The organism is Mesorhizobium sp. M6A.T.Cr.TU.016.01.1.1 (genome assembly GCF_003952585.1).
Lineage (GTDB): Bacteria > Pseudomonadota > Alphaproteobacteria > Rhizobiales > Rhizobiaceae > Mesorhizobium > Mesorhizobium mediterraneum.
The window spans coordinates 2,738,366-2,758,098 of sequence record NZ_CP034452.1; the positions used below are offsets into that span (position 1 = coordinate 2,738,366).

Sequence of the window (19,733 nt, forward strand, 5' to 3'; positions counted from 1 at the left end):
TCGAAAAAAGTCGGCAGAGACATCAAAATCCATCAGAATTGATGTTGACAGCGCTTCGGCGTTGGACCAGTATTTTTTCGAGGCTCGAAAAAATAGAGCCTTTGTGCCGGCCTTCGGGCCAGTTTGGTCGCGCCGTATCGCGGCGCAGGGAGGACTATCATGAAGAGATTCGCAGCCGCCATCCTGGCGGGGGTCGCCATGTCGCTGACGCTCGCGTCGGTCGCACAGGCGAAGGACAAGGTCATTGGCGTTTCGTGGTCGAACTTCCAGGAAGAGCGCTGGAAGACCGACGAAGCCGCCATGAAGACGGCGATCGAGGCCGCCGGCGACAAGTATATTTCCGCCGATGCGCAGTCCAATCCCGGCAAGCAGCTGACCGATGTCGAGAGCCTGATCTCGCAGGGCGCCAACGCGCTCATCATCCTTGCGCAAGATGCGTCGGCCATCGGGCCGGCGGTGCAAAAGGCGCTGGACGAAGGCATCCCGGTCGTCGGCTATGACCGGTTGATCGAGAACAAGGACGTGTTCTATCTGACCTTCGACAACCAGGAAGTCGGCCGCATGCAGGCCCGCGAAGTGTTCAAGGTGGCGCCGGAAGGCAACTACGTCTTCATCAAGGGCTCGGGCGCCGATCCGAATGCCGATTTCCTGTTCGCCGGCTCCATGGAAGTGCTCAAGGATGCCATCGACAGCGGCAAGATCAAAAATGTCGGCGAGGCGTATACCGACGGCTGGCTTCCCGCCAACGCCCAGAAGAACATGGAACAGTTCCTGACCGCCAACGACAACAAGGTCGATGCGGTGGTTGCCGCCAATGACGGCACTGCCGGTGGCGTCGTCGCGGCGCTGACGGCGCAAGGCTTGGCCGGATCCGTCCCGGTGTCCGGCCAGGACGGCGACCATGCAGCGCTGAACCGCATTGCGCTCGGCACACAGACCGTATCGGTGTGGAAGGACGCGCGAGAGCTCGGCAAGAACGCCGCCGAGATCGCCTCGCAGCTTGCTGATGGCAAGCAGATGACCGACATTGCGGGCGTCAAGGACTTCACCACGCCGGGCGGCAATGCCGTCAAGTCGCTGTTCCTGACGCCGATTGCCATCACCAAGGACAATCTCAACGTCGTCATTGACGCCGGCTGGATCAAGAAGGACGAAGTCTGCGCGGGTGTCGCCGCGGGCAGCGTTGCGGCCTGCAACTGATCTGGATCATTTCGCAAGGAAACGAACGCCGCGGCTGTCATGCCGCGGCGTTTTTCGAGAGGCTTTCCGCTTCAAATGACCGTGGAAAGCAAATAGCATTCTGTTCCGGCATCCGCGCCAGACGGCAACCCGGTCGGAGGACATCATGACCGACACGGCATCCAACCCACCGGTCGCCCACACGGCCGAAGATCGGGCGCGCGAATCCGAGCTCAGCGCCATCGGACGGTTCCTCAAGGCAACCGAGCTCGATATACGCATGCTCGGCATGGTCGGCGCTCTGCTGGTCATCTGGGTTGGAATTCACATCCTGTCGGGTGGGCTTTTCCTCACGCCGCGCAATCTCTGGAACCTGTCGGTGCAGACCTCCTCGGTGGCGATCATGGCGACCGGCATGGTGCTGGTCATCGTGATGCGCAACATCGATCTTTCGGTGGGCTCCGTCGAAGGCGTGATCGGCATGGTGATGGGCGTGGCGCAGGCCGAATTCCTGATCCGCGTCATGGGGCTCCAGGTGGGAAATCCCTGGATATGGATTATCGCATTGGCTGCCGGTGTGGTGCTCGGCCTCATGATAGGCGCGCTCCAGGGCTTCATCATCGCTTATCTCGAGGTTCCGGCCTTCATCGTGACGCTGGGCGGCTTGCTGATCTGGCGTGGCATGGCGTGGCTGATGACGAGCGGGCGCACCGTCGCGCCGCTCGACGCCACCTTCCAGCTCATGGGTGGCGGGCCGCGTGGCTCGATCGGGGCAACCGCAAGCTGGATCGTCGGCGTTCTCGCCTGTGCGGCCGTCGCTTTCATGCTGCTCAACGGCCGGTCGCAGCGCAAGCGGTTCAAGTTTCCGCTGCGTCCCGTCTGGGCGGAGAGCTTGCTTGGTGTTGTCGCCTGCGCCGCCATCCTCGGCGCCGTGTGGATCGCCAATTCCTATCCCTGGCCAATCGGCATCGTGCGCCAATACGCGCAGCGGAACGGCATCACCGTCCCCGAAGGCGGGCTGTTCATCGCCCATGGCATCGCCATACCGGTGCTGATTGCGGTCGCAGTGGGCATCGTCATGACCTTCATCACCAGGCGCACCCGTTTCGGCCGCTATGTCTTTGCCATTGGCGGCAACCCGGAAGCGGCGGAACTCGCCGGCATCAACACGCGCTGGGTGACCATGAAGGTGTTCATGATCATGGGCGTATTGGCCGCAATCAGCGCGGCGATTGCGTCGGCTCGCCTCAATGCCTCGACCAATGCGCTGGGTACGCTGGACGAGTTGCTGGTCATCGCCGCAGCCGTCATCGGCGGCACGTCGCTGGCCGGCGGCTCCGGCACGGTGCTCGGCGCCATGCTGGGCGCACTTCTGATGCAGTCGTTGCAGTCCGGCATGGTGTTGCTCGGCATCGATTCACCGCTTCAGAGCGTCGTCGTCGGCGCCGTCCTGGTGATCGCCGTCTGGCTCGACACCGTCTACCGCAAGCGCGTTTAGGGAAGGGCGATCATGGTTGACACAACTGCTCGCACAGGCACGCCGTTGATCGATATGCGGAACATCTCGATTGCCTTTGGTGGTATTCGCGCGGTCGACGACGCGTCGATCGACCTTTTCCCGGGCGAGGTGGTGGCGCTGCTCGGCCACAACGGTGCCGGGAAGTCGACGCTGATCAAGATCCTGTCCGGCGCCTACAAGCGCGACTCGGGCCAGATATTCGTCAATGGCGAGGAGGCCTCGATCTCCAATCCGCGCGATGCCAAGAAATACGGCATCGAAACGATCTACCAGACGCTGGCGCTCGCCGACAATGTCGACGCCGCCGCCAACCTCTTCCTCGGCCGCGAGCTGATGACCGGCTGGGGCACGCTCGACGATGGCGCCATGGAGGCCGAGGCGCGCAAGGTGATGGGCAGGCTCAATCCCCGCTTCCAGCGCTTCAAGGAACCGGTGGTCAAGCTTTCGGGCGGCCAGCGGCAGTCGGTGGCGATCGCGCGCGCCATCCTGTTCAACGCCCGTATCCTGATCATGGATGAGCCAACGGCGGCATTGGGGCCGCAGGAAACGGCGCAGGTCGGCGAACTGGTCATGCAGCTCAAGGCCGACGGCATCGGCATCTTCCTGATCAGCCACGACATCCACGACGTGTTCGAGCTTGCCGACCGCGTCTGCGTGATGAAGAATGGTCAGGTCGTTGGAACGGCGCGCACCAGCGACGTGACCCAGGACGAGGTGCTCGGCATGATCATCCTGGGGAAGTGTCCGCCCGGTGCCATTCCGGGGCCAGGTGCGCTGAAGATCGCAGCCTGAGGCTTTAAATAGCCGGCTAAATATCTCCGACATGATATGCCAGCCGTCATGATGGTTTGGCCGCGCCATTGTGTTGGCGCGGGGACTTGCCCATAAAGGTCGGGAACCGTTCATGGGCCGCAGCAGCAATTGAAGAAGTTCTTTCCGACCGTCGCTTTCATCGCCGTCGCGCTGATCAGCCTGACGATGGCGGGATTCGCCTATTTCGCGACGCAGGAAGCGGCGCGCATCAAGTTCGAGGCGACGGCGGACGACGCGCTCAACCGGATCGATAGCCGCATTGACCTGCATCTGTCGCTGCTGCGATCGACCCAGGCGCTGTTCGACGCTCGCAATGGCGGCATTTCGCGGGGCGAGTTCAAGGCGTTTTTCGATGCGCTTGGCATTAACGACAATTTCGCCGGCCTGCGCGGCATAGGCTTTCTCAGACTGGCGAGAGCCGGCGACGAGGCAGCGGTCGAGCGTGCCATCCTGCACGACTATGGCACCAGCCATGCCGTCTATCCGGATACGACATTGCCGTGGCGTACGCCCATCATGCTGTTCGAGCCGCTCGACGCTTCCAATCAATCCAGCATCGGCTACGACATGTTCACCGACCCGGTGCGGCGCGAGGCGATCGAAAAGGCGATGGCCGACGACCAGCAGCACGCGACCGGGCGCGTGCAGCTAGGCCAGGAGACAGGTGCTGCGCAAACCTTCACCGGCTTCCTGGTTTTCGTGCGGCTCAACGTCGAAACCGCGCCGGACGGCATCGATGCGTCCAGATCCTCGACATCAGGCTTTCTTTATGCGGCCTTCCGCGCCCGCGATCTGTTCCAAACCGCGCTCAGCCGGACGCCGCTGCTGCCGGTGAACATCGAAATCTATGACGGCAAGGTGGATGCCGACCATCTTTTGTTCCAGTCGGAAACGCCGCCGGTGTCGACCTTCGGCGACAGGCTGCTGGCTTCCCGCAAGATCACCATCGCCGGACGACCGTGGACGATCCTGTTCAGGCCGACAAGCGCCTTCTCGCAACCCTCCTCGCGCGCCATTCCGGTGATGCTCGGCCTGTTCGGGCTGTTGCTCGCAGGCACCATCGCGCTGGTGGCACGCTATCAGGAGCGGGCCTATGACGCGGTCTCGCTGCTTCACGAGACGACGGAAAAGAGCCTGCTCGAAAAAGACCTGATGCTGCAGGAAATGAAGCACCGCATCAAGAACTCGATCACGCGGGTGCTGGCGATCGCGCGCCAGACGGCGTCGCACGCCACCGACGTCCACGAGTTCTCCTCCTCCTTTTCGGCCCGGTTGCAAGCGATGGCGGCCTCCCAGGACATGCTGACGCGCTCGCGCTGGCAGAAGGCCGATCTCGGCGATCTCTTGCGCATCGAGCTTGGCCAGGTGTTCGGCAAGGAGCTTCCCGAGGGGATATTGTCGGGGCCAGAGGTGCTGCTCGACGAGACGACAACGCAAGCGCTCGGCCTGACCTTTCACGAACTGGCGACGAATGCACTGAAATATGGCGAAACCGGCAACTCAGTCGGCTCGCTCAAGGTCGACTGGTCGGTCGAAGGTCGCAGGCGCGATAGGACGCTGGTTCTCAACTGGCGCGAAGTTGGCCAGAAGAAGCTCGAAGCACCTGTCAAAACCGGTTTTGGCACCAAGCTGATCGATTTGAACGTGACACGCGAATTGCGCGGTACGATCAATCGCGATTTTCACGATGGCGGATTGAGCGTGGAAATCAGGATTCCACTGTCGGGCTGAAACGCTGCCGCAAACCGACCGTTTTCGAAGGCGCAAGCAAGCAGAGACCGGACGAGCCGGTCTCTGCTTCTATTGCCTCATGCGTTTGAACGGATCAGCAGCGAGCCGTATAGAGACGGCCACGGTTGTCGCGGTACTGGCAATAGCCATTGCGCAGGTTGCGCACCAGCAAGCCGGAACCGGCACCGATGGCTGCGCCGACAAGCGCACCCTTGCCTCCGTCAATCAGGCCGCCGGCCAAAGCGCCGACACCGGCGCCGACGCCGACATCCCGCTCGGTGGTGCTGCAACCGCTGACTGCGACCACGGCAACCATGGCAATAATCATCTTCCGCATAGAGTCACTCCTCGCTTTGGCCTCACTTGTAGCTCCACCCGTCACTTATCATGCGAAAAAGGGTTTTGCCTGCTCGATTTTATTGTTGGCTAAGAGAATCTTTTACGGGGCGCGCGCCGTTCGAAACAACCTCGACGTTGGAAATCTCAACGGAAGCGTCGAGCGTGCCGTCTGGACGCACATTCCAGACGATCTGGTCGTAATCATCCTCCAGTGCCGGATCGACGGGCAGGCATTTGGCAATTACGCGCGGGGCCTGGCCTTGCACATCGCCCAGGGCGAACGGACGCTCGGCGGTGCATTCCTGAGCGGTTTCGAACACGCTCATCGATGCGGGCAGTTCGCGGCATTCGGTCATTGTGTTCGAACAACCAATGACCAGCAGCACGGCAGCGATGTGTTCCATGGCGACGGTCCTCTCGCCATAAGAAACGGGCCACATTCGCCAAAGTTCCTGCGATGCAGGCTGGCGCGCGATTGATTCGAGAAACAGGTCAACATGAGGCAAGCACAACCCGCCGGCCACTTTGGTTCCGATGCTCTAGATCAACTGGAACGCGGCGGCCAGGACGACCGCCGCGGCCAGCGCAATTGCGGCGACGCCGAGGGTCGGGAGGGAAGCACGGGGCGATGGCATCGCGGATGCTTCGATATCCTGAAACCCGCCCATCGAAACGCGTGCGGCCTGTTCCAGCCTGTTGATGTCGGCAACCGTCAAAGCCACTCCTCCCGTGCTGCGCAGCAAACTGCGATCGAAAACGTCATGCGTAGCGGTGCTGGGAAAAACAGCATCGGACTTTATGGTGAATAGGTGGTTAAAGCCGGGGCGGCCGTGATCAGTCCACTTTGGCTCGGCTGTTGTCCGTTCAATCGGTCTCGAAATTGCCGCGAGGAACAATAAGGCGATACTCGAGGCGGTCCCTGGTGATTTCAAGTGTCGCCGTGCCGTTCAGCGACGCAGGGACGACGCGCTCGAGCGCGACACTGCCAAAACGCTTCTCGCTGGGCTGATTGTCATTGGCTCCGATGGCTTCGGCCCATGTCAGCGACAGGGCGGTCTCACCAGCGGAAGCAGCCGTCAGATCGGCCGTCACCTCGACGAATCCGTCGGCTCGCGACAGCGCGCCGTAGCTGACCGAATTGACGGCTAGCTCGTGCATGGCCAAGCCGATATGCAGGGCGGCATTGGGGTTGAGGTATGGATTTGCACCCTGGAAACGCAGGCTGCGCGAGGGGTCGGCTCCATAGCGGCCAACCTGACCGGACACCAGTTCGCGCAGTGCCGCTCCCCGCCAGTTGGACGAGGTCACCAGATCCTGGGATGAGGCAAGCGACTGCAGCCGGCCGCGAAAGCGTGTCAGGAAATCACCGAGCGTGTCTGAATAACGGCTGGTCTGGGTGGCGATGCTCTGGATGATGGCCAAAAGGTTCTTCGAGCGGTGGCTGACCTCGCGCAGCAGCGTCTTCAGGGTCTGCTCGCGACGTTTCTGCTCGGTCGTTTCGACCATGGTGGTGACGACGCCCTGCACGGCGCCGCCGTCGTCGTGATCGGCATCCACCCATATTTGGAACCAGCGAACGCCATCGTCGGCGGGAATGCTGAGCTCAAGATGTTCGGGATTGCCGGATGCGATGACGTTGCGTTTGGCCGCACCGATACGCTCCGCCTGCGCCAGTGGCAGGTTGCCGTTGCTGTCGGCCGTATCGGAGGCCCATGGCGGGCGCATGTTGCGGGCCCAGACGGTTTTCATCTCGCGATCCTGATAGAGAACCGAGATGCCGGCATTGTGCAGCGCATGGAGAAGGGCCCGGCCAAGCTGCATTCCACTCTCAGCGGAATGCAAAGCGATGATCTCATCACTTCGTCCGCTGTCTTTCATGTCTCCGGCTCTGGATTGCATCGCACTTCACCCGCCCAGTCCAGGCTGAACGGATGACGGAAAAATGGGTTCCCAAAACAGGTCCGCCGAGCGACGTCCCGTTGAAGGACACCGCCCGGCGGTAGCTGGAAACCGCTTGAGGGGTGCGGCTCCCAGTGTCTGATCGCACCTAGCGTTCACGACGCCCGTTTGAACAAGCCCGCGATAAGCGAAATGATCAGGAAAGCGAGAAAGATGAAAAACAATATCTGCGCTATACCGGCAGAGGTGCCGGCGATGCCGCCGAAACCAAGAGCGCCTGCAATGATCGCGACGACGAGAAATACGAGCGCCCAGTAAAGCATGATCCATCTCCTTCGAATGGTGTGGCAAAAACGCCTTTCGCTGCCGTTTGTTCCACCATTTCCCGAAAAAGACGATCCCTGGAAATCTTTCCGGCCCGAATTGAATCGTCACGAGCAGGGAAAGTTCTAGGCGCAAAGGACGTTTGCCAGCCGCAAAGGGCCAGCGTCGTTTGATCTGTGGAAAACAGAGCGGCGCTAGGCTGGGCCTATCCGGTCCTATGCAGCGGCTTTCGCATGCCGGTCGAAGAACAGCGCCTGGCTGATCAGGGCCTTGACCATCTCCGGATTGAACGGCTTGGTGACGAGGAAGGCCGGCTCCGGCCGCTCGCCGGTCAGGAGACGTTCGGGAAAGGCGGTGATGAAGATCACCGGCACCGGCGTGGACGACAGGATTTCGTTCACCGCTTCGATGCCCGAGCTGCCGTCGGCAAGCTGGATGTCGGCCAGCACCATTTTTGGCCGCGTCTTTGCGAACATAGCCACCGCCTCGGCGTGGGTACGCGCAGTCCCGACGACGCGGTGACCCAGGCTTTCGACCATTTGCTCGATGTCCATGGCGATCAGCGGCTCGTCCTCGATGATCAGCACATCGGTTGCCACCTGGCGGGAAATCTCGTTGCTGGCCTCGGTGAGAAGTTCGGAGAACTCCTCATCGTCGACGTCGAGAATCTCCGCCGCCTCGTCTTCGCTGAAACCTTCGACGGCGACCAGCAGGAAGGCCTGGCGGGGGCGCGGTGAGATCGCGTTCAGATTGGCGGCGGCGCGCTGTTCCCACGCCGACTGCGGGTGCTCTTGCGGAACGCGGATGGCGACCGAGGTGAACAGCCTGGCGAAGACTTTGTAGAGCGCGATCCGGTCGTTCGACGCGTTCGGAAAGATGTCGACGTCGGCGATGATGGCTTCGAGCATCGCGGCGACCAGCGCGTCGCCACTCTCCTGCGATCCGGAAACCGCCCGCGAGAAGCGGCGCAGGAACGGCAGGTGTGGAGCGATGGTTGCGGATAGGCTCATGACGGACGTCTCCCTCTGACGTAAATGCATAGATTGCAGGCTAAGCTGATTACAAGTCCCGAAAATAGCCCTGAAAACACAAACGCCGGATTTCCGAAAAAGTTCCGATGGTTGTGGAACTAATATAATGGGTCGGCGTTTGAGGTCGGGATGGGGCAACCCGACGAGGGGGCCGCTTGCTTTGCGTCTTGTGTTTAGGGGCGGCCGGGTGCTGGGAACAAAGGGCGAAATGAAGACATGACGAAAAATACCACGGCTGGCGCTGCAAACAGGCGCCGGGCTGCTTCCGGCGACCCGCTCGGGCCAAATTCGGAAATCGGCCGCAAACTCAAACAATATTACGACGAGCTGGTCTCCGACAATGTGCCGGATCGCTTCGCCCAATTGCTCAGCCAGTTGGAACGGGCCCAACCTGCACAGAAAAAGGACTGAGGCATGGCGGCTGTCTCCCAGAGCTTCAAGACCGATCTGCTCGGCTCGATTCCGAGCCTGCGGGCCTTCGCCGTATCGTTGACGCAAAACGCCGACAAGGCCGACGATCTGGTGCAGGAAACGCTGGTGAAGGCCTGGGACAAGCATGAAAGCTTCGAGCCGGGCACCAATCTCAAGGCATGGCTGTTCACCATCCTGCGCAATGAATTCTATTCGCAGATGCGCAAGCGCGGCCGCGAGGTGCAGGACAGCGATGGCATCATGACGGCCAGGCTAGCCGTCCATCCGGCCCAGCACGGCCAACTCGACCTCAAGGACTTTCGTAGCGCGCTCGAGCAATTGCCCGAGGACCAGCGCGAAGCCATCATCCTCATCGGCGCTTCGGGCTTTTCCTACGAGGAAGCCGCCGAGATCTGCGGCTGTGCGGTCGGAACGATCAAGAGCCGCGTCAGCCGCGCCCGCACGCGGTTGCAGGAAATCCTGAAGATTTCCGGCGATGACGAGTTTGGCCCGGACGCAATCTCGGCTCAGGTGACGGGGTCGAACGCCGCCTGAACACTGACCCGGCAATCCGCGCCCCCGTTTCCGGACCCTCAAACAGGAGGTCCGCGCCCGCACGCCGCCGCCACTGCTTGCACGAGATCGTCTCCCGAATAGGGCTTTGTGACCAATCTGATATCGGGAAAGGACACCTTGATTTCGTCCATGTCGGAATAGCCCGAGGCGAAGACGAAAGGCACGCCCGATTCGCGCAGCCGCGAAGCGAAATCGAGCGTCGAAGCGCCGCCCAGCATGAGATCGACGATGGCTGCGTCGAATCGCAAGGCAACGTTCTTGCGATCGATCTCACCCAGATCGCGGGCGATGGTCACGTCGCCGGCGCCATAGTCGCGGCAAAGCTGCTCGACATCCATGGCGATCAGGAATTCATCCTCCAAAACAAGAATCCGCAATCCGTCAAGCAGGGGTGGCACGTGGCAATGTCTCCGTGGCGCGCAGGGAAAAGGGGAAGCGCAGGGAACAGAGGAGTCATGATCGCTATTTGGTGTCCTGTCATCTAAAGTTATTTGGCATTCTGTTATGTAAAAAAACACGTCCGTCGCAGACGACGGAATCTCGATCCTTCAACAGACGATCCGCAGGTTTAACTCGCGCTGGGAGGGTTGAGCGAGGAACGCCGGCTGCTGATCTGACGCCGGTCCTGAGATGTTCGGATCGGGCTGGACTCATACGCGGAAACACCCTTTCATGGACCTTGTTCCGATTTCGGAACCTTGGCGTGTATCGAGCGTTTGAAACCAAGCAAGCGCAAGGAGTTAAGCAATGGCGACTGCCGCAGGAAAGACCGCGAACGCAAGCCGGGCGAATTCGGATCTCGAGGCCGACATCAGGCAATTGAAAGCCGATATCGAAAAACTCACCAAGCAATTGGCCAAGACCGGCGAACATGGTTACGGGACGGCCCGCCGCGCCGCGACCGAAGGCGTCGAGCAACTGCGCGCCCAGGGCGAAGCGGCCTTCGACACCCTGCGCAGCAACGCCAAGGACCTCGAAGCGCAAGTGGCGGCGAGCGTGCGCGAAAAGCCGGTGACGTCGCTGGCGATCGCCGCCGGCGTCGGCTTTCTGTTCGCGCTTCTCGCGCGCCGCTAGCCTCAGCCCAGATGGGAATGCTGGCATCGCTGATCTCGGGCCTCGCCTCGGGTGAAACCGTTGCAGCCGTGCGTCGCGCACGCACGGCTGCAATCGTCTATGCGCTCGCGGCACTTGCAGCACTATGCGGCCTCGGTTTCCTCGTCGGAGCGGCCTATATTTGGGTGGCGGGCCGCTACGGGCCGATGGCAGCCTGCTTTGGTTTCGGAATCGGCTTCCTGGTGATCGCAGGGGTCCTCCTGCTTATTTATCAGCTGTCGGCCGGCGCGCGCGCCCGACGCAGGGCGCGGAGGCGCAATGCCGACATGAAGGCGATCGGCATCACGGCTGCGCTCGCCATACTGCCGACGCTGCTCAAGGGGAAAGGTGGCCTGGGCACCATTCTCGGTCCGGCGATCGCACTCGCCGCCTACGCCATCTACCGCGAGAATATAAAGCCCGATGCCGACGATCCGGATGCCGGCGAAGCGAAATAGCTCGAAGCGATTCTTCTTCTTGTTCGACCATGATCTTATCCGAAAACCGGACCCCACTTTTCGCTGACGAGGACCTTCGGTTCGGGATCAGGGTCGAGCCATCACTTCGACAGATCCTCCAGCGGCATCGATATTTCGGCAAACACGCCTTCCGGTCGGAATTCGTGGGTCACTTCGCTGGAGATGACCTTAGCCAGGCTGCGGCGGATCAGGATCGAGCCGAAGCCGTGGCGTTCGGGCGAGGCAACTTCAGGCCCGCCGCTTTCGCGCCAGGTCAGCACAAGACGCCGTGCGCCTTTCCGGCCCTGTGCCTTCCAGTCGAGATCGACCTTGCCCGCAGCCGCCGACAGCGATCCGTATTGCAGCGCGTTGTTGGCCAGTTCATGCAGGATCAGGCCGAGCCCGACCGCCTGGTCGGGCGAAAGCAGGAGATCGGCGCCTGAGATCGTCATGCGCGGCTGTTGGGCGGTGTCGAATGGCTTGACCTCGATCTGCACGAGTTCGCGAATGCCGATGCCGCGCCACTCGCGGTCGGACAGCAGGCTGTGGGCGGCGCCTAGCGCCTGAAGCCTGGCGCTAAAGGCTTCGAGGAACTCGCTCGGCTGGCGGGCATGGCGAACGGTTTGCGTCGCCAGTGCCTGCACGGTCGCCAGCGTGTTCTTGACGCGATGGTTCAGCTCGCGCAGCAAGAGCCGTTGCCGCTCGTCGCCGAGCTTGCGTTCGGTGACGTCGTAATTGACGCCGAAGATCAACGTCGGCTTGCCGTCGCCGTCGCGCTCGATGACACGGCCGCGCGTAGCGAGCCAGCGCGGCGGACTGAAGCCCTTGACGCGGTATTCGCCAAAATAGTCGTCACCGCTGGCCAGCGCGTCGCGAAAGTGCGTCTCGGTCTGGTAGACATCGCGCGGGTCGATGGCAGCAAGGATATCGCGCGCCCTTAGCCGATTCGAGCGCGGCAGGTCGAACAGCTCGGACAGCCGGACATCGCATTCGATCATATCGGTGGGGATATCCCATGCCCAGCTAGCGAGCGAGGCGGCGTCGAGCGCTATGGCGCGCCGCTTTTCCTCACGCGCCAGCGCCGCAGCGGCGCTGGCGCCGTTGCGGGTGGCGTCCTTCAATGCGAACAGGCTGGCGGCGAGACTGGCGAGCGCCGTCAATTGTTCGAGCTTGGCTGTAGACGGCGACGCGCGCGGCTTGCGGTCGAGCACGCAGAGCGTGCCGATCCGGGCGCCGGCTACCACAATCACCGCACCCGCATAGAAACGGACATGGTGCTCGCCGGTGACCAGCGGGCTGGCGTTGAAACGCGAATCCGTGCTCGCATCGGTCACCACCATCGGCTCGTCGCCGGCGGCAATGGCGTGGGCGCAGAAAGATGTATCGGTCGCGGCCTCGGTCTCATCCAGGCCGACACAGGACTTGAACCATTGCCGCTCGACACCGAGCAGCGTGACGAGCGCGATAGGCGCTTGCATCACCGCGGCGGCAAGAGCGCTGATACGGTCGAAGTCAGGATCGGCCGTCGTGTCGATTGCATCGAGACCGTGGAGCACGGCAAGCCGGTCCGCGGCGCCAACCGCGCCAAGCACATCGACCGGCAGAGTCGGCTTTTTCACTACCCTGCTATCCACAAGGCCCCCAAATGCATCGGCTTGCAGCCATTCGCGCTAGGCCAGTTGCCTGGCTCTGAAACCGGAACCTTCGCCTTGAGGAACCGTTACCCAACCACGTTTTGCCAGCCGCGCCCGCCGGCGCCAAACGACATGCTTGCGCCAAACAACATGGAGGCCGATCATGCCCAAGATCGTTCCTGAAGACAAAGCCCGCCAGGGACGCTGGGGGTGGCACACTTTCCGTATCTTGATCGCCGCGCTGCTTTTGGCGTTTATCGCCTGGGGCATCGCGGAGATTTACGGCAACATGATAGACAAGACGTCGACAACCGAACAGGGCGAGCTTCCCAGGAACGAACAGGGCGAGATTCCCAAAGGCTGAAGCCTTCCGATCGACTGTGCCGGCCTGCATCACGCGGCCTTCGCTTGGACAGCGCGCGCCGGGACGAGAACGTTCAGCGCGCCAGGACGGATTTCGATCGTCGTTTCGCGGTCAAGCCTGACCAGTTCGCCATCCATGACGGCTCGGAATTTCTTGGTTGCCGAGTGGACTTTCAAAACGGCCCGGTCGGCCTGGTGGATTTCGACGTGCTCGCTGTCGCGCCATTTGCCGCGCGCCATGTCGAAGAGGAACCTGATCAGTTCGCCACGCCGCCGCGCCACCGTGACATAGATGCCGAGCACGCCGCCGGCGGGATTGTCGGCATAGGGTAGATGACCCTCACCGAACAGATTGTTGGTGATGCCGATGCCGGTGGTGCGCGTCACGATCTCGGCTTCGCCGATAGTCAGCGTCACCTTCATTGCCGACGGATTGTTGATCGCCGCCCAGGCAGCCTTCGCCGAGGCCCGCATCTTTCCCAACCGCGAGCCAAACTCCATGGTCTGGCGAAGTTGAACCATCCTGGCATGCATGCCGATCGAGAACTGGTGCACGAATGGCTGGCCATTGGCGGTTGCCATATCGACTGCGATCACCTCGCCGTCGGCAAAGGATTTCACTGCCGCGTCAAGGGTCTGTGGGATGCCGAGCCCGCGCGCGAACAGGTTCATCGTGCCAGCCGGCAAAATGGCAAGTGCCTTCTTCTTGCCCATCAACCGAGCCGCCGCGGCCGAAATGGTGCCGTCGCCGCCACCGGCCAGAACAATGTCGATGCTGTGCTTCGAAGCGATGCGGTCCAGCGCTCTAACGATGTCATTGCCGGCAACGATGTCGATATCGATGGAGTGACCTGCTGCCTCCAATGTCTGGCGCATCCGGTCGGTGAACGCGGAAAGATCAATCGTGCGCAAGGTGCCGCCCTCCTGGTTCAGCACCGCCGCAAATCGCATCCCCCCGCTCCGTTTTTTCTTGTCAGCCATTGGGTAATCATCGACCAGGACAGACCCAGCCATAGGCTGAAACGGGGCGGCTGAAAAAAAGTTCCGCAGCTCTAACGAAAATACAGGCGCGAATCTCACCGGCCGACTGCCTGATTGGCGCGGTTCGGAGGGTTTTTTCACGACGCTCGCCATGGTTTCGGAACAACGGCGCGGTCACGACGTTGTGAATATGTAACGCCGCGACCAATCTCCCACCGGCGGCCCGTGGCGTGAACGAAATAACGCACGAGGAGATTACAATGATCCGCACCCTTTTAACCACCACCGCACTCGCAGCGTTGATTGCGACCGGCGCATACGCGCAGACGGCCACAACCCCGGCGCCGACGCAGGATCCAGCAGTCCAGGATACCGCTCCGGCTGCTCCCATTCCGCGCGCCGAAGGCAGCTTGGTAACCAATATCATCGGTGAATCTGTCTATAATGGCACAGCCGACGATGCCGAGAACATCGGCAATGTCAGTGATGTCATCTTCGATGAAAACGGTCAGGCGAAATCCGTCGTCATCGGCGTCGGCGGCTTTCTTGGCGTCGGCGCCAAGAATGTCACTTTCGACTACAGCAAGCTGCAGTGGGCCGAACGCAATGGCGACCGCTGGCTGATTGCCCAAACCACAAAGGATGAATTGACGGCTCAGCCGGACTTCGATCGCAAGCCCTATGATCCGGCTCCTGCGGCCAGCGACACCACGGCCACGGCTCCTTCAGCCCCTTCTGGCGCGACCGATACCACCGCACAGAACGCTCCGGCGGCTCCGGCTGAACCGGCTCCTGCCGAACCCGTGAAGCGCGCCGATGGGAACCTTGCCACCAACATCATCGGTGAAACCGTCTACAACGGCACTGGCGACGATGCTCAAAACATCGGCGACGTGAACGACATCGTCCTGGCCAAGGATGGCATGGCCGAGTCGCTAATCATTGGCGTCGGCGGCTTCCTTGAGGTTGGCGAAAAGAACGTGGCCTATCAGTTCGACAAGGCTAAGTGGGCGGAGAGGGACGGTGATCGCTGGCTGGTGGCCGAGACCACGAAGGAGGGGCTGGAGGCGTTGCCGGAGTTCGACCGCAGGCCCTATGATCCCGCCCCGGTGACTACCGCATCCACTGACGCGGCGGCGCCGGTAGCTACCACCCCTACCGTCACTCCGGCTCCAGCACCGGCGGACAAGACGGCGCAAGCCCCCGCGGCAACGCCTGACACCGCTGCTCCGGCCCCAATGGACAAGACAGCCGAGGCTCCGGCTGCAGCAACGCCTGACGCCTCCGCCCCCGACCAGACGCAGACCGCTGCGATCGACAAGTCGGCGCTGACCGAAATGCCGGTCGACAAAATCCGGTCCGAGGATCTGGTTGGAACCACCGTCTATGGCGCCAATGATGTCAATGTCGGTGAAATTGGTGACGTCGTGCTGACGGGCGACAAGAAGGTCGACGCCGTCATCATCGATGTCGGCGGTTTCCTTGGCGTTGGCGAGAAGGAGGTGGCGATCGGCATGGACAACCTGAAATTCATGACCGACAAGGATGGCAAGCGCTATCTCTACACGAACTTCACCAAGGAACAGCTCGAGGCGCAGGTCGCCTATGACAAGGGCACCTATGCCGAGAAGCGCGACGAGCAGCGCATGATCATGCGGTAGTTCGCCCCAACAACGAAAAAAGCCCGCGCCGGCAACGGCGCGGGCTTTCTTCACGACTGGAAAGGTGGCAGGCCTGCGACGTGGCCGGCAACGCCATTCTCCGTCAGTTCGGCAAGCGCAGCGACTGGTCGAGATGTTCGGCCCGCCAGGCAAGCAGCCTTTCGGCAAGCTCCAGCCGGATTGGCAGATAGGCCGGGTCGCCAGCGACATTGGTTAGCTCGTCTCGATCCTTCTCCAGGTCGAACAGCAGCGGCGGCAGGCCACCGCCGAAATGTACATATTTGAATTTTTCCGTGCGGATGACGGCCAGATTGCACTGGCGCGGACCGATGCCGAAGTGGCGCTCGGCATCACCGTCGGCTACCGAGCGGAAATCGAACTCCCAATGCGCGGCCTCGCGCCAGTTGTCCGGCTCCCCGGCATCCAGGAACGGCTTCAGCGATTGTCCGTCGAGATGCGGCGGCGTTTCCTCACCAAGCAGATCGAGCAATGTCGGCGCTATGTCCACCGCCTCAGTGAAGCGGTCGACGCTGGCGCCGGCCGCTTTGCGGCGACGCGGGTCGCGAATGATCAGCGGAATATGAAAACTGCCGTCGAAGAAGCCGCCCTTGCCCAGCATGAAATGGTCGCCCATCATCTCGGCGTGGTCCGAGGTCAGCACGATGATGGTGTCATCCCAGGCATCCGCCGCCTTGACCGCCTGCCAGATCCGGCCAAGCTGCGCGTCGACCTCCGAGATCATGCCGTAATAAAGCGCGCGGATGCGGCGAAAATTATCGTCGCCCCAGTCGCGCACCTTGCCCTCGGCGCCGGGGCGGAATTTTGCCCGCTGCTGCTGGTCAAGATCATAGGCAAGGTAGGGGTGGCTCTCCGCCTCGGCCTGCCAGCTCGCGGCGCGGCGGAAGGCTGTGCCGTCGGCCGGATCATACATCCGGTTGTAAGGTTCCGGCACGATGAAGGGTGGATGCGGGCTGAGGAAGGAAAGATGCGCAAACCACGGTGTGTCGCGCTCCTGTTCGCCAAGCCAGCGGACGAATTCACCAGTCAGGAAAGCGGCTGGGGTCGCGTCCTTCGAATAGACGGGCGGCGCGCTGGTCACCGCGCTTTCGATCCTGCCTCCAATCTCGTCCGCTGGGCGATGGATGTCGGGAAAGCCGGCGCCGCTATCGACGCCGCGCGCCTTGAGCCAGGACAGCCACGGTTTCTGATGCTCCGGCAGGAGTTGGCGCACGGTGAAGCCGGGCAGCACGCCTTCGTAGCTTTTCAGCCGCGGGTCGCCTGGCGCCAGGCCGCGCGGGTCGGGCGACACGTCGGTGTAGCCGAACAGCGTCGGATCATAGCCGAGGCCGCGCAACGAGAGCGCGATGTTGCCGTGGCGGGCGTCGAGCGGCGTGCCGTTGCGGCAAACGCGGTTGTTCATCTGGTATAGGCCGGTGTAGAGGCAAGCGCGCGCCGGCGAGCAAGGTGCTGCCCCGCCATAATGTTTTCTGAACAGTACGCCCTCGGCGGCGAGTGCATCGACATTCGGCGTCTGCACCACCGGATGACCGACAGCCGACAGGCAGTCGCCGCGCCACTGATCGCAGGTGATCAGGAGAATGTTCTGGCGTCTGCCTTTTTCGGCCAACCGCTGTATCTTTCCCAATCAGTATCCCTCAGTGAAGCGTGCCGCTCTTTTGGCGATGACGCAAGCTTGACGGGTTTTCTGAATAGTGAACAGAAATCGCCGTATTGTTCACTTTTACAGCACAGTCTATTCTGCGTTTGCGGCCTTTGCCGTCGACGGCGGTATCCTCATATTGGCGTGGACCGCGGCATGGGCCGCACAGGACAAGGGAAGGAGCAGGAAAATGCTCGACCAGATCAAGGGCCTGCATCACGTCACCTCGATGGCCAGGGATGCACGCCAGAACAATGAATTCTTCACAAAAAAGCTCGGCCTGCGCCGGGTCAAGAAAACTGTCAATTTCGATGCGCCGGATGTCTACCATCTCTACTATGCCGACGAGGTCGGCACGCCCGGCTCGGTGATGACCTATTTCCCCTTCCCCAACATCGGCAAGGGCCGTCACGGCGTCGGCGAGGTCGGCACCACGGTCTATTCGGTGCCCGAAGGCACGCTCGCCTATTGGGAAAAGCGTTTTGCCGATGAGGGCGTCACGGGACTGTCGCGCGAAGAGATATTCGGTGAAAAACGGCTTGCCTTCGCCGGGCCCGATGGCGACGGGTTTGCGCTGGTGGAAGACAAGGCGGACACCAGAGCGCCCTGGGTAAAAGCTGGCATTCCCGCCGACGAGGCGATCCGCGGTTTTCACTCGGTGTCGCTCAGGCTGAAGGATGGAGGCGCCACCGAAGAGCTGCTGAAATTCATGGGCTATGAGGAGATCGACAAGGCAGGCAATGTCAGACGGCTGGCGGTGAGGAACGGCAATGGCGCCAATGTCGTCGACATCGAGTCGCTGCCGGGCGCTGCTTTCGCCGATCTCGGCGCTGGCTCCGTTCACCATGTCGCCTTCGCCGTCGAAAACCGCGCCAAGCAGCTCGAAGTGCGCAAGGCGCTGATGGACACCGGTTACCAGGTGACGCCGGTGATCGACCGCGACTATTTCTGGGCGATCTATTTCCGCACGCCTGGTGGCGTCCTGTTCGAGGTCTCGACCAACGAGCCGGGCTTCGATCGCGACGAGGATACGGCCCATCTCGGCGAGGCGCTGAAGCTGCCGACGCAGCACCAGCATCTGAGGCCCTATCTCGAACAGCATTTGCAGAAGCTGGAAGACTGAGGAAGGCCATGAGCAAGGACGCTTACATTCACAAGGTGCTGCCCGGTTCGCCTGATGGACCGCTGCTTTTCGTCTTCCACGGCACTGGGGCCGACGAGAGCCAGCTTCTGTCGCTCGGGCGCGATCTCGGGCCGCAGGCGACCATCATTTCACCGCGCGGCGATGTTTCGGAACACGGTGCGGCACGCTTCTTTCGCCGCACCGGCGAGGGCGTCTACGACATGGGCGACCTGGCGCGTGCGACCGACAAGATGGTGGGTTTCATCAGGGCACATGTCGAGGCGGCAAAACCCTCGTCGGTGCTTGGCCTCGGCTATTCCAACGGCGCCAACATCCTGGCCTCGGTGGTGTTCGCGGCGCCGACGCTTTTCGATGCGGCGGTGCTGATGCATCCGCTGATCCCGTTCGAGCCGCAGGTGCACGGCAGCCTTGCCGGCCGCCGCATCCTGGTCACCGCCGGCAGGCGCGATCCGATCTGCCCGCCCAACCTGACGTCGCGGCTGGAGGCGTATTTGCGCGCCGATGGCGCCGATGTCACAGTGGAGTGGCATGACGGCGGCCATGAGGTGCAGTCGAACGAGATCGAGGCGGCGCGGCGGTTCCTGTCCGCTACGCCGGTAGAAGGAGCGTAAGCAATGCTTGACCAATTGCCGGAGATCGAACTGGAGGACCGCGGCTCCAAGGGCCGTTATCTCTTGCGCGGGCCGAACGGCGCCGAGGCGGAGATGACCTTCACCAAGGTCGGCGAGCACCAGATCATCATCGACCACACCGAGGTGCCGGACGCATTTCGCGGCCAGGGCGCCGGGCTTCGCCTCGTCACCCGCGCCGTCGAGGACGCGCGCGCGGCGGGCAAGAAGATCATCCCGCTCTGCCCGTTCGCCAATGCCCAGTTCCATCGTCACAAGGAATGGGCCGACGTGCTGAAACAGTAGGTTC

22 protein-coding genes and 1 pseudogene are annotated in these 19,733 nt (G+C 62.0%); 13 read left to right on the forward strand and 10 right to left on the reverse strand.

Translation table 11 applies throughout. The annotated features are described in order from the left end of the window. Positions 1 to 159 precede the first annotated feature (159 nt). The 4 genes from xylF (at position 160) to EJ075_RS13210 (ending at position 5,242) form a co-directional block, all read left to right on the forward strand. Complete coding sequence (gene xylF, locus EJ075_RS13195; RefSeq protein ID WP_095487174.1) at positions 160 to 1,200, forward strand: D-xylose ABC transporter substrate-binding protein; 1,041 nt, start codon at positions 160 to 162, stop codon at positions 1,198 to 1,200. A gap of 145 nt (positions 1,201 to 1,345) precedes the next feature. Then, positions 1,346 to 2,677, forward strand: a complete 1,332-nt coding sequence (locus EJ075_RS13200) for a sugar ABC transporter permease (RefSeq protein WP_126104624.1) — start codon at positions 1,346 to 1,348, stop codon at positions 2,675 to 2,677. 12 nt (positions 2,678 to 2,689) lie between these two features. Further along, entirely contained in the window at positions 2,690 to 3,490 is an 801-nt protein-coding gene (locus tag EJ075_RS13205; RefSeq protein WP_095487170.1) for an ATP-binding cassette domain-containing protein, read from the forward strand. Positions 3,491 to 3,619: 129 nt separating this feature from the next. Further along, complete coding sequence (locus EJ075_RS13210; RefSeq protein ID WP_126104625.1) at positions 3,620 to 5,242, forward strand: CHASE domain-containing protein; 1,623 nt, start codon at positions 3,620 to 3,622, stop codon at positions 5,240 to 5,242. Positions 5,243 to 5,336: 94 nt separating this feature from the next. Here EJ075_RS13210 and EJ075_RS13215 read toward each other — a convergent pair whose 3' ends face one another. The 6 genes from EJ075_RS13215 to EJ075_RS13235 form a co-directional block, all read right to left on the reverse strand. Continuing rightward, the gene (locus EJ075_RS13215) at positions 5,337 to 5,579 is read right to left on the reverse strand and encodes a YMGG-like glycine zipper-containing protein (protein ID WP_095487166.1); all 243 of its coding nucleotides are present in this window, start codon (positions 5,577 to 5,579) and stop codon (positions 5,337 to 5,339) included. Between the two features lie 79 nt (positions 5,580 to 5,658). Next, on the reverse strand, positions 5,659 to 5,985 hold the full coding sequence (locus EJ075_RS13220; protein ID WP_126104626.1) for a hypothetical protein: 327 nt from the start codon (positions 5,983 to 5,985) through the stop codon (positions 5,659 to 5,661). A 135-nt stretch (positions 5,986 to 6,120) separates the two neighbouring features. Next, on the reverse strand, positions 6,121 to 6,303 hold the full coding sequence (locus tag EJ075_RS33115; RefSeq protein ID WP_095487164.1) for a hypothetical protein: 183 nt from the start codon (positions 6,301 to 6,303) through the stop codon (positions 6,121 to 6,123). Between the two features lie 142 nt (positions 6,304 to 6,445). Continuing rightward, on the reverse strand, positions 6,446 to 7,480 hold the full coding sequence (locus tag EJ075_RS13225) for a sensor histidine kinase (RefSeq protein ID WP_095487162.1): 1,035 nt from the start codon (positions 7,478 to 7,480) through the stop codon (positions 6,446 to 6,448). Between the two features lie 155 nt (positions 7,481 to 7,635). Next, positions 7,636 to 7,803: a DUF1328 domain-containing protein gene (locus tag EJ075_RS13230; RefSeq protein ID WP_023797107.1), complete on the reverse strand. Its 168-nt coding sequence runs from the start codon at positions 7,801 to 7,803 to the stop codon at positions 7,636 to 7,638. Between the two features lie 216 nt (positions 7,804 to 8,019). Continuing rightward, positions 8,020 to 8,814 carry a response regulator gene (locus EJ075_RS13235; RefSeq protein WP_095487160.1) on the reverse strand — a complete coding sequence of 265 codons (795 nt, stop codon included), beginning with the start codon at positions 8,812 to 8,814 and terminating at the stop codon, positions 8,020 to 8,022. 237 nt (positions 8,815 to 9,051) lie between these two features. Here EJ075_RS13235 and EJ075_RS13240 point away from each other — a divergent pair, with 237 nt between their 5' ends. Further along, on the forward strand, positions 9,052 to 9,246 hold the full coding sequence (locus EJ075_RS13240) for a NepR family anti-sigma factor (protein WP_095487158.1): 195 nt from the start codon (positions 9,052 to 9,054) through the stop codon (positions 9,244 to 9,246). A 3-nt stretch (positions 9,247 to 9,249) separates the two neighbouring features. After that, positions 9,250 to 9,801 carry an RNA polymerase sigma factor gene (locus EJ075_RS13245; protein ID WP_029348707.1) on the forward strand — a complete coding sequence of 184 codons (552 nt, stop codon included), beginning with the start codon at positions 9,250 to 9,252 and terminating at the stop codon, positions 9,799 to 9,801. Positions 9,802 to 9,839: 38 nt separating this feature from the next. On the opposite strand, the gene EJ075_RS13250 is transcribed toward EJ075_RS13245, so the two are convergent. Continuing rightward, positions 9,840 to 10,220: a response regulator gene (locus tag EJ075_RS13250; protein WP_126104627.1), complete on the reverse strand. Its 381-nt coding sequence runs from the start codon at positions 10,218 to 10,220 to the stop codon at positions 9,840 to 9,842. A 349-nt stretch (positions 10,221 to 10,569) separates the two neighbouring features. On the opposite strand from EJ075_RS13250, the gene EJ075_RS13255 reads away from it, so the two are divergent. Together EJ075_RS13255 and EJ075_RS13260 are read left to right on the forward strand one after the other, a co-directional pair. Continuing rightward, positions 10,570 to 10,896 (forward strand): DUF883 family protein, encoded by a 327-nt coding sequence (locus EJ075_RS13255; protein ID WP_095487154.1) that lies wholly within the window; start codon positions 10,570 to 10,572, stop codon positions 10,894 to 10,896. A gap of 11 nt (positions 10,897 to 10,907) precedes the next feature. Next, entirely contained in the window at positions 10,908 to 11,372 is a 465-nt protein-coding gene (locus tag EJ075_RS13260; protein WP_126104628.1) for a hypothetical protein, read from the forward strand. Between the two features lie 101 nt (positions 11,373 to 11,473). Here the strand turns inward: EJ075_RS13260 and EJ075_RS13265 are convergent, their stop codons facing one another. Next, the gene (locus EJ075_RS13265; protein WP_245458149.1) at positions 11,474 to 12,991 is read right to left on the reverse strand and encodes an HWE histidine kinase domain-containing protein; all 1,518 of its coding nucleotides are present in this window, start codon (positions 12,989 to 12,991) and stop codon (positions 11,474 to 11,476) included. Between the two features lie 178 nt (positions 12,992 to 13,169). Here EJ075_RS13265 and EJ075_RS13270 point away from each other — a divergent pair, with 178 nt between their 5' ends. Continuing rightward, positions 13,170 to 13,370 carry a hypothetical protein gene (locus EJ075_RS13270; RefSeq protein WP_095487148.1) on the forward strand — a complete coding sequence of 67 codons (201 nt, stop codon included), beginning with the start codon at positions 13,170 to 13,172 and terminating at the stop codon, positions 13,368 to 13,370. A gap of 29 nt (positions 13,371 to 13,399) precedes the next feature. On the opposite strand, the gene EJ075_RS13275 is transcribed toward EJ075_RS13270, so the two are convergent. Continuing rightward, positions 13,400 to 14,320, reverse strand: coding sequence for a diacylglycerol kinase family protein (locus EJ075_RS13275; protein ID WP_126104630.1), 921 nt, complete (start codon positions 14,318 to 14,320; stop codon positions 13,400 to 13,402). A gap of 290 nt (positions 14,321 to 14,610) precedes the next feature. Between EJ075_RS13275 and EJ075_RS13280 the strand changes: the two genes are divergently transcribed. After that, positions 14,611 to 16,011, forward strand: coding sequence for a PRC-barrel domain-containing protein (locus EJ075_RS13280; RefSeq protein ID WP_126104631.1), 1,401 nt, complete (start codon positions 14,611 to 14,613; stop codon positions 16,009 to 16,011). 50 nt (positions 16,012 to 16,061) lie between these two features. Here the strand turns inward: EJ075_RS13280 and EJ075_RS13285 are convergent. Next, positions 16,062 to 17,638, reverse strand: a pseudogene (locus tag EJ075_RS13285) (alkaline phosphatase family protein). A 223-nt stretch (positions 17,639 to 17,861) separates the two neighbouring features. Between EJ075_RS13285 and EJ075_RS13290 the strand changes: the two are divergent. Genes EJ075_RS13290 through EJ075_RS13300 form a run of 3 tightly spaced genes read left to right on the forward strand, consistent with a single transcriptional unit; the run spans position 17,862 to position 19,729 of the window. Next, a complete protein-coding gene (locus EJ075_RS13290) occupies positions 17,862 to 18,794 on the forward strand; it encodes a VOC family protein (RefSeq protein ID WP_126104633.1) in 933 nt (310 codons plus the stop codon). Between the two features lie 8 nt (positions 18,795 to 18,802). After that, the gene (locus EJ075_RS13295) at positions 18,803 to 19,426 is read left to right on the forward strand and encodes an alpha/beta hydrolase (protein WP_126104634.1); all 624 of its coding nucleotides are present in this window, start codon (positions 18,803 to 18,805) and stop codon (positions 19,424 to 19,426) included. Positions 19,427 to 19,429: 3 nt separating this feature from the next. Then, positions 19,430 to 19,729: a GNAT family N-acetyltransferase gene (locus EJ075_RS13300; RefSeq protein ID WP_126104635.1), complete on the forward strand. Its 300-nt coding sequence runs from the start codon at positions 19,430 to 19,432 to the stop codon at positions 19,727 to 19,729. Positions 19,730 to 19,733 lie beyond the last annotated feature (4 nt).

What these genes read in the sequence shown, in the direction of transcription:
- xylF (WP_095487174.1), top strand. Translation starts at nt 160, where the DNA reads ATGAAGAGATTCGCAGCCGCCATCCTGGCGGGGGTCGCCATGTCGCTG.
- EJ075_RS13200 (WP_126104624.1), top strand. Translation starts at nt 1,346, where the DNA reads ATGACCGACACGGCATCCAACCCACCGGTCGCCCACACGGCCGAAGAT.
- EJ075_RS13205 (WP_095487170.1), top strand. Translation starts at nt 2,690, where the DNA reads ATGGTTGACACAACTGCTCGCACAGGCACGCCGTTGATCGATATGCGG.
- EJ075_RS13215 (WP_095487166.1), bottom strand. Translation starts at nt 5,579, where the DNA reads ATGCGGAAGATGATTATTGCCATGGTTGCCGTGGTCGCAGTCAGCGGT.
- EJ075_RS13220 (WP_126104626.1), bottom strand. Translation starts at nt 5,985, where the DNA reads ATGGAACACATCGCTGCCGTGCTGCTGGTCATTGGTTGTTCGAACACA.
- EJ075_RS13225 (WP_095487162.1), bottom strand. Translation starts at nt 7,480, where the DNA reads ATGCAATCCAGAGCCGGAGACATGAAAGACAGCGGACGAAGTGATGAG.
- EJ075_RS13230 (WP_023797107.1), bottom strand. Translation starts at nt 7,803, where the DNA reads ATGCTTTACTGGGCGCTCGTATTTCTCGTCGTCGCGATCATTGCAGGC.
- EJ075_RS13235 (WP_095487160.1), bottom strand. Translation starts at nt 8,814, where the DNA reads ATGAGCCTATCCGCAACCATCGCTCCACACCTGCCGTTCCTGCGCCGC.
- EJ075_RS13240 (WP_095487158.1), top strand. Translation starts at nt 9,052, where the DNA reads ATGACGAAAAATACCACGGCTGGCGCTGCAAACAGGCGCCGGGCTGCT.
- EJ075_RS13245 (WP_029348707.1), top strand. Translation starts at nt 9,250, where the DNA reads ATGGCGGCTGTCTCCCAGAGCTTCAAGACCGATCTGCTCGGCTCGATT.
- EJ075_RS13255 (WP_095487154.1), top strand. Translation starts at nt 10,570, where the DNA reads ATGGCGACTGCCGCAGGAAAGACCGCGAACGCAAGCCGGGCGAATTCG.
- EJ075_RS13260 (WP_126104628.1), top strand. Translation starts at nt 10,908, where the DNA reads ATGGGAATGCTGGCATCGCTGATCTCGGGCCTCGCCTCGGGTGAAACC.
- EJ075_RS13270 (WP_095487148.1), top strand. Translation starts at nt 13,170, where the DNA reads ATGCCCAAGATCGTTCCTGAAGACAAAGCCCGCCAGGGACGCTGGGGG.
- EJ075_RS13275 (WP_126104630.1), bottom strand. Translation starts at nt 14,320, where the DNA reads ATGCGATTTGCGGCGGTGCTGAACCAGGAGGGCGGCACCTTGCGCACG.
- EJ075_RS13280 (WP_126104631.1), top strand. Translation starts at nt 14,611, where the DNA reads ATGATCCGCACCCTTTTAACCACCACCGCACTCGCAGCGTTGATTGCG.
- EJ075_RS13290 (WP_126104633.1), top strand. Translation starts at nt 17,862, where the DNA reads ATGCTCGACCAGATCAAGGGCCTGCATCACGTCACCTCGATGGCCAGG.
- EJ075_RS13295 (WP_126104634.1), top strand. Translation starts at nt 18,803, where the DNA reads ATGAGCAAGGACGCTTACATTCACAAGGTGCTGCCCGGTTCGCCTGAT.
- EJ075_RS13300 (WP_126104635.1), top strand. Translation starts at nt 19,430, where the DNA reads ATGCTTGACCAATTGCCGGAGATCGAACTGGAGGACCGCGGCTCCAAG.